This is a genomic window from Petrachloros mirabilis, from assembly GCF_975968855.1.
In genome coordinates, this window is record NZ_CDLUDY010000239.1 from 1 (window position 1) to 8,245 (window position 8,245).

At 56.5% G+C, this 8,245-nt stretch carries 5 protein-coding genes; all 5 read right to left on the reverse strand.

The features are described from left to right. Nucleotides 1–84: 84 nt before the first annotated feature. The 5 genes from ACWVCN_RS09945 to ACWVCN_RS09965 all read right to left on the reverse strand — a co-directional run bounded on the left by ACWVCN_RS09945 (nucleotide 85) and on the right by ACWVCN_RS09965 (nucleotide 8,028). Complete coding sequence (locus tag ACWVCN_RS09945; RefSeq protein ID WP_455245482.1) at nucleotides 85–570, reverse strand: hypothetical protein; 486 nt, start codon at nucleotides 568–570, stop codon at nucleotides 85–87. A gap of 466 nt (nucleotides 571–1,036) precedes the next feature. Next, nucleotides 1,037–2,323, reverse strand: coding sequence for a cation:proton antiporter domain-containing protein (locus ACWVCN_RS09950; RefSeq protein ID WP_455245484.1), 1,287 nt, complete (start codon nucleotides 2,321–2,323; stop codon nucleotides 1,037–1,039). 110 nt (nucleotides 2,324–2,433) lie between these two features. Further along, nucleotides 2,434–5,640, reverse strand: a complete 3,207-nt coding sequence (locus ACWVCN_RS09955) for an efflux RND transporter permease subunit (RefSeq protein ID WP_455245485.1) — start codon at nucleotides 5,638–5,640, stop codon at nucleotides 2,434–2,436. Further along, nucleotides 5,633–6,871: an efflux RND transporter periplasmic adaptor subunit gene (locus tag ACWVCN_RS09960; protein WP_455245487.1), complete on the reverse strand. Its 1,239-nt coding sequence runs from the start codon at nucleotides 6,869–6,871 to the stop codon at nucleotides 5,633–5,635. Before ACWVCN_RS09960 ends, ACWVCN_RS09955 begins: the two co-directional genes overlap by 8 nt. After that, the gene (locus tag ACWVCN_RS09965; protein ID WP_455245488.1) at nucleotides 6,868–8,028 is read right to left on the reverse strand and encodes a TolC family protein; all 1,161 of its coding nucleotides are present in this window, start codon (nucleotides 8,026–8,028) and stop codon (nucleotides 6,868–6,870) included. The genes ACWVCN_RS09960 and ACWVCN_RS09965 overlap by 4 nt, the downstream gene beginning before the upstream one ends. Between the last annotated feature and the right edge of the window lie 217 nt (nucleotides 8,029–8,245).

Below are 8,245 nucleotides of genomic sequence, written 5' to 3' on the forward strand. Positions count from 1 at the left end.
ACGCTGGGTAACTGGCTCACCCTCGTAATGCTTAGAAAAATGTGCGCTGAGCCCTGCTTGGTTAGGATAACGTTTGCTGATCGGCTACGGCACGTTGAAGAGCACTCGAGGCCCGAGATGCGAGGTTTCGTACGCTTGAATATCGTGCATCGCGGGATCCATATTTACGACGACCACATCACGCTCGTCACGCACTAGATTCACGAACGGGAGGAAGCGGCAGTCGACCGCTTCAATGCGAGGCGGCTTTGCCTCAGCGAAAGGCTTCCCCTTTTCAATGGACTCGATGTATACCACGACCTGACGAAACACTCCACTTTCACCAACGTCAAACGGCTGAAGAAGTCGCCAACCCCTCCCGTCCGAGATCCGTCCGCAGTAGACTGCATCAGGCAGGGTCGTCAAGTTATAGCCTTTTGGTTTAGGGACGTCACCCGTGAGAGTGACCGTGCCCTTCACCGTACCGCCATTTGAAACTGTTATCTCTTCATAGGCGGCAACCGGAGACTCCATAAACGTCAGGGCCCATGCACATGAAAGGCAGATAATGAGAAAAAAATTGCGCATCATCACGAGGGCACCCTCCTTTCCATGGTTCCGCACGATTATCCGGCCCCATAACGACAATACTAAATGCGCCGCTTAAGTTCCACCCTTATTCACAGGAAATTCGTAACAATCGAAAGGGGATCCTCTTAATTTCAGGGGTGAGACCTCATTGAAACTCCGGACACCGAGGCAGGAAATACAAGCTCCTATCCACTCCTGTCATAATATGCCGAAGCCTGGCAGCTTTCACAAGTGGAGGGCCGCAAAAAATCCGAGATCTCCCACAATTACTCCCCCATCGGACAGTTCTCCCTCATAGGGTCGTGCAGCTAGAAGGTTGTGATCAAATTATAAAATGATCGCCGAATGCACGAGCTGTCAATCCCGAAACAGCTCGTGCAGAGAGAAAGGATGAAACGCTGTGAGCAGCCTTCAGAAAAGAAACATGATTAACCGAGGCGGCACATGACAGGAAGTTCCGAACCGTTTACGACCTTGCCTCAGAAACTTTCAGCGACGGGGCCGGTGCCTTTTGCTCGTCACCTATCAAGTGTCGATAGCCCGCCATAGACAGGGTCATAAAGACGACTCCGAGCGTGATCACCGTCAGCGCATACATGGGGAAGTTCTCGGTATTGGGAATCCCGGCGCTGGCTGGCAAGAACGCCATCACGGCCGTCGCCACCCCTCGAGGCATCATGGCAGCAATCAACAGCCGTTCCTTCGTAGTCCAACTTTTCGTCGCGATGCCGATCCCATAGGTCACGGCGATCCGCACCCCCACCACAACTGCAAAGAACACTAATCCCCACATGGCAGTAGTCCAATCGAACCGTGAGAAGTCCACGATCAGGCCAAGCAACACGTAGAAAAACGTTCGCACCAGAAATGCCAACTCTTCATTGATCCGTTTCAAGAACTCATCGAGCACGAATTTGGCTTTATCGAGCTCGTACCCGATCAACACCCGAAGGGGCCGTACCAGTCGGCCGGCCAGACTTTCCATATTGGCCAGCACCAGCCCGAAAAGAAGAATCGTGATGGCACCACTCGCCCCCAGTACCTCGGCGACGTAATACAGTACCAGGATGGCCGCGAGCGTGAGCATGTACGACAATGTCTGTCCGGCCAGCCACGTCAACAACCTTGCCCACACGGCACCGGCCAACGCGGCCAGAACCAGTGCGTCGAAGAACGAGTGAAACAATTCCCGAACGACGCCGAATTTCCCTCCGATCTGCGTGAAGGATCCCATCAGCGCCAATGCAATCACGACGACAAAGACTTCAGAAAAGGCGGAATCCAAACTGACCAGGACCTTGGTCGGTTCACGGAGTGACGGCAACTTCGACACAACCGGAAGAATGATCGCGGCTGCGGTTCCCCCGAGGATCGCCCCCAGCAACAGCCCCTGGCGCCACTGTCCGCCAAGTCCCCACACATAGACCATGGCCACGCCGAGAACCGAGCCGCTGAATACGAGAATGGAATAAAGCAGGGCCAGCGGGGTTTCCTGCAAGACCTTCATGAATTGCAGATTCAACCCGCCGTCGAAGAGGATAATCAGGAGGGCCAGCGTCCCGAAGTAGGGAGCCAGAAAGCCAATGCTTGAGGCATCGGCAAACCCGAGTACGGGACCGAGCAGGACACCGAGCCCCATAAGAAACAGGACGCTTGGAATTCCAGTTCTCTTAAAGCCGACTTCCCCCGCGAGGCCGACGAGAATCACTAGCCCCACCAGCCCCAACAACGTTTCGACGCTCAATGCTTCCATAGATTAGTTCCCGCTTACTTACACACATCAGGACCTATTATGTAGACCTTAGATACTTCACACAATCCTTTCCGCTTATTACGTTAACAAAGAGAGAGCAAAGAAGGAAGTCAATTGGATCCTACGGAATCGTTGTCCCGAGCCCCGAGCAATCCGCCCGACACAACCGGGACAACCGGACCGGATTGGCGACTCTTACTGAGTAATGAATGTTTGCTCTCGATCAAATTGTACAACACAGGGAGGACAACAAGAGTGAGGAGTGTAGAACTTACCAGTCCGCCTATCACAACTGTCGCCAGAGGCCGTTGTACCTCCGAACCGATTCCTGTGGCGAAGGCCAAGGGCAGGAGCCCCAATAACGCCACGAGCGCCGTCATCAGCACAGGACGCAATCGCAGGTGACAGGCCCTTACGATCGCCTCCCGAAGATTGAGCTGTTCATGCCGGAGCTTATTCATATAGGACACAAGCACAATCCCGTTCAGTACCGCGACCCCGAAGAGAGCGATAAATCCGACAGAAGCGGGGACACTCAGGTACTGCCCGGTCAGCCATAAGGCGACAATGCCTCCGATGAATGAAAGAGGAAGATTGGCGATGATCAATCCTGCGTGCCGGAGGGAATTGAAGGAGGAGAACAGAAGGAAGAAGATCAGGAGAATCGTGATCGGCACGATGATCCGCAACCGAGCCATCGCCCGCTGCATGTTCTCAAAGGCGCCGCCCCATTCGATGAAGTAGCCAGTCGGCAGTTTCACCTTCTCTGCGAGCTGCCGCTGCCCGTCTTCGACGACACTTTGAATGTCACGCCCGACGACGTTCAAACCAATGGAAATCCGGCGGCGAACCCTTTCACGGCTGATCTTCGCCGGCCCGTCCCGCAAAGAAATCTTCGCCAACTCACCCATGGGAATCAGGGATCCCGACGGCGATTCGATCAGGATATTGCCGATCGCTTCCGGGCTATTCCTGGTCCGCTCGGGAAAACGCACCGTCACATTGAACCGGCGTTGGCCTTCCAACACTCGAGTAGCCGGTTTTCCCCCGACAGCCGTTTCAATGACCTGTTGAACGTCCGCCACGTTGATGCCGTACCGGGCGATTTTCCGACGATCGATATCCACCGTCAAATAGGACTGCCCGGTCTGCTGCTCAACTTTGATATCCCGCACCCCTTCGACACGGCTCATAATTGTGGCAATCTCCCCCGCTTTTTGCCTTAGCAATTGCAGATCGTCACCGAAGAGCTTGATCGCAATCTCCGTTTTGACACCGGAGATGAGTTCCTCTACACGCTCCTGAATCGGCTGGCTCATAATCACGCCGATGCCGGGAATTTGAGCCAATCGTCGCCGCATCAGTTCGACCAGATCCTCCTTGTCGTGCGCCGAGGTCCACTGGTCACGCGGCAACAGAGTAACGATCGCATCGCTTTCGTTCGGCTCCATCGGGTCGGAGGCGATTTCCGACCGTCCGATCTTGCTGACAATCGTTTGTACTTCGGGGAACTCGCGCAAAGCCCGCTGGGCCTCCTTTTCGATGCGCACCGAATTCTCCAGCGACACATCCGGCAAGCGGAACACTTGCGGCGTCAATGAACCCTCGTCGAGCGTGGGGATAAATTCCCCGCCCAGAAACGGCACCAACAACAGACTGCTGATCAGGAGACCGGTCGCGCCGAGCAACACCCCGACCGGATGGGCGAGGGCCCATTCTAAAGCCGGAACGTACACCCGCTTCGCCCAGCGAATCGGAAGCGTCTCATTTTCGTCTCCCGGACGCAGTGCCCATAAACAGAGCACGGGAGACAAGGTCAGCGACAACACGAGCGAAACCAGCAGCGCGATCATGATCGTGTAGGCCAGCGGGGCAAAGAGTTTTCCTTCCATACCCTCCAATGACACCAATGGGAGGAACACGATCACGATGATTGCAATCCCGAAGACCACCGGCCGCCCGACTTCCGACACCCCGCGCAAGATGACGTCCCATCGAGTGCGGCGAGGATGCGCATGTTCCTCCTCCATCATAAGCCGATAGACATTCTCGACCACGACGACCGAACCGTCGACCAACATGCCGATGGCAATCGCCAACCCGCCCAGCGACATGAGATTCGCCGACAGCCCGACCTGCTTCATAATGATGAAGGTGCCAAGCGGCGCCACCACCAACGTCGCAGCGACGATCAAGGAACTGCGCGCATTACCGAAAAAGATGAAGAGCACGACCACGACAAACAATACGCCTTCCACCAAGGCCTTGCTCACCGTCGTCAGCGCGGCATGGACCAGATCACTACGGTCGTAGAAAGGCATGATGCGGATACCTTCCGGGAGCATGTGCTCGCGATGGATCTGACCGACTCGTTCTTTGACCTTGGTGACGACCTCACGCGCATTGCCACCGCGCAGCATCAGCACTGTGCCGGACACCACTTCGCGCTCTCCATTCAAGACTGCTGCTCCATGGCGTACCGCATGACCGATGGCGACCTCGGCCACGTCGTGAACGAACACGGGAGTGCCTCGGCGCTCCTTCACCACAATGTCTTGAATGTCTTCAACCGACTTGATCATGCCGACCCCGCGGACAATGTAGCGGTCGGCGTGACGGTTGAGAATGCCCCCCCCGGCGTTGGCATTGTTGTTTTCGATCGCCTTGTACACGTCGTGAACCGTCAACTCGTATTTACGGAGTTTGACGGGGTCGACAATGACGTTGTATTGCTTCACGAAGCCGCCCAGTGAATTGACATCGATCACGCCTGGCAGCCCTTTGAGCAGCGGGCGGATGACCCAATCCTGCACGGTCCGTTCCGCCGTCAGCCGCAACATCTGCTGATTGGGACTCTCGTCGTCGTAGTTCTGGCCTGGCCTGACCAGATAATATTGGTAGATTTCACCTAAACCCGTCGAAACCGGCGCGAGCTCTGGTTGAACGCCTTCGGGCAGACTGTGTCTTGATTTGATCATCCGCTCCAGCACGACTTGTCGCGCAAAATAGATGTCCGTACGGTCGTCAAATACCACCGTAATCTGCGAGAGTCCGAACTTGGAGAGGGAGCGGATCTCTTTCAATCCCGGAAGGCCGGTCAGCTCCAACTCGATGGGAAAGGTGACGAGCTTTTCTACTTCTACCGGAGACAGACCTGGCGCCTCGGTCAGTACCTGCACCTGGATGTTCGTGACGTCGGGGAAGGCATCGATCGAGAGCGTTTGAAGCGCGTAGAATCCTCCCAGAACCGTGAATACAGTCAGAGCTCCGATCAGAACGCGGTGGCGCAGTGCGAATGCCGCAAGGGCATCAATCACTGACGGCTCCTCCCTGATGCGCGGCGAGTTCGGACTTGAGGACATAGGCTCCGGCGACCACAACCTCCTCGCCGTCCCGCAAACCCGACCGCACGTGGACCTTCTCGCCGTCTCGCTCGGCAATATGAATGACGCGCCGCCCGAATTGCTGTGGGTTCAAACGGATGAAGACGACCGGCTCTCCTCGATCCTGCTGGACCGCCGCCTTCGGAATCACGATCGCATTCGGTTCAGGATTCGAAAATACCCGAACCGTGGCGAACATTTCCGGCTTCAACCGGCCATCGGGATTGGGCACCTCGACCCTCACACGCATCGTTCTCGTCGCCGGATCAAGGACATCCCCCATGTAGGCCAGCTTCCCACGGAAGGATTCCCCTGGGTAGGCAGAGACCTGCACATCGACGGAGCCGGAGTCTTCACCGCGATTCTGGATGAAGCCGATGTCTTTTTCAGGAACATCGGCCAGCACCCAAACTTTCGACAGGTCAGCGACGACGAACAGTTTCTCCATCGTCTCCACTACCTCGCCGGCTGTGACATTGCGCTGTATGATGCGCCCGGCGAACGGGGCAACGATCGGCACATAGGATTGAATTTCTTGATTCCGCTTGATTTCGGCAATGGTTTTGTCCGTCATTCCCAGGAGTTTCATGTGATTCTCCGCCCCTTTTGCCTCCGCTCTTGCGCTGACGAGCTCGCCTTCCCGCCTTTGAAATTCGCCTTTCCCGATGACTTTCTCCTTCAACAGGAACTGGGCACGGGCAAACGCATGTTCCGCAACGTTCAGCTTGGCATGCGCTTTCAGGAATGACGACTGGGCCAAGCCCAGCTCCTTGCTGTAGAGCACCGCCAATCGCTCGCCTCCCTCCACGTTTTTCCCGAGATCGGCATCGACTTCGATAACCCGTCCACGGACCAGGGCTGTGATCTCCGCTAAAGCATTTTCGTTCGGTTTGATGGTTCCGGGGAAATCGCGATGGGTCTGGAAGGTTCCACGGGCAACCATCTGCACTTCGATGCCGATTTGCTCAATCGCACTTTCGGAAATGGTCAAGGTGTCAAGGCCTTCAGGGGTTGCCTGTTTCGAGGGCGCCACATTGCCGTCGGACTCCTGTGTGCAACCGAACATCGCCAGGAGCATCACGAGCATGACCGTCTTGGCACCTGCCACTTTAAACCACAGAGTCCCGGAGGGACGCGCCGGAAAGACCTTGCGGGATTCATTCATAAGGCACCTCCGACAGCCCCTTCCAATTTCGACAGGGCAACCGACAGATCGCGTCGGGCTTGCGCGTACTCGAATTGAATCTGGCGCGCCACGCGTTGCGCGTCCAACACCTCCAACAGGCTTGCCGCCCCCGCACGAAAACTCAGTTTGGCGATGCGCAAGGCTTCATCCGCCTGGTTGAGCAGGCCCTTTTCAAATACCTCGATCCGCTCGGTTGCTGTTTCCGCCTCCTGGAGATACTGTTCGACGGCGCGGGTCAATTCGTTCTGTGCCCGTAACAATTCAGCCTCCTGATACCGATGCGTTCCCATTGCCGCCGCGATCTCACCCTGCCGGCGATACCACAGAGGGGTCGGCACGCTCAGACCTGCCACCACGGCTTCACGCCCTATCTCTCTGGCATAGCCGCCGAAAACCGTGACGTCGGGCACGATGCTCGCCTCTTCCCTCGTAATTAAGGCATCTGCTTGCGTCACTAGCTTCCGCAGGCGCTGGATGGTGGGATGAAAAACGCGAACCCTGGTCGTCAAGTCTTGCATCTTCAGCCCCCGGGAAGGCTGGCGAAATTCTCCCTCGATCTGAAATACAGGGCTCAGCGCCCCGTTCGTCAGCGCGTTAAGATGGGTGCGCTCCACTTGAATGAAACTCTTGGCCTTGGTCGCCTCCTGCTGCGCTTTCAACACTTCGACATCCGCCTTGACTGATTCGAATTGCGCCCCTTCTCCCGACTCAACCCGGACCCTGACGGCTTTGGCCAAAGTCTGGACGGTTTCCACGTTCTGTAACGCGATCTCTGCGCTTTGTTGAGCCAGCAGCAAATTGTAGAACGCGACCTTTGTTTGCGTCGTCACGAACAATGTCGCCTCATCCCGACCCATCATCGCGCCCGCTGTGGCCGCTTCCGCCGCTTCCTTCCGGGCCTGCCTCTTCCCGTACCACTCGAATGGCTGCTGCAACGTAATCGAATATTCGGTTCGAGCGATGTCTTGGCTTGGATCGCGGATTGCACCGCGGGCAGTCCCCCCGACAATCGTCGGATTGGGGAAGGCTCCTGCGGCAATTTCCCTCCCACGCGATTCATCGATCGTTCCTTCCGCCTTGGCGATCAGGGGATTTCCCGCCACGGCAAGTTTAATCACCGTTTCAAGCTGAAACACGGGGAGCGGTGTCTCCTTAGGAGAAGTTGCGCCGACAGATCCCACCGCGATGAACAGCGGGGCCACGAACGCACATGCGACTCGACACGAGCTCAACACCCTGAAGTGGTTCATACACACCTACGGCGCATGATTTAGAAAAAAAATAGCCCCATACGCAGCCTCATCTCCGGAGGGCTGCGTTCAACAAGTCACGCCGACAGGTCCGCCTCATCGG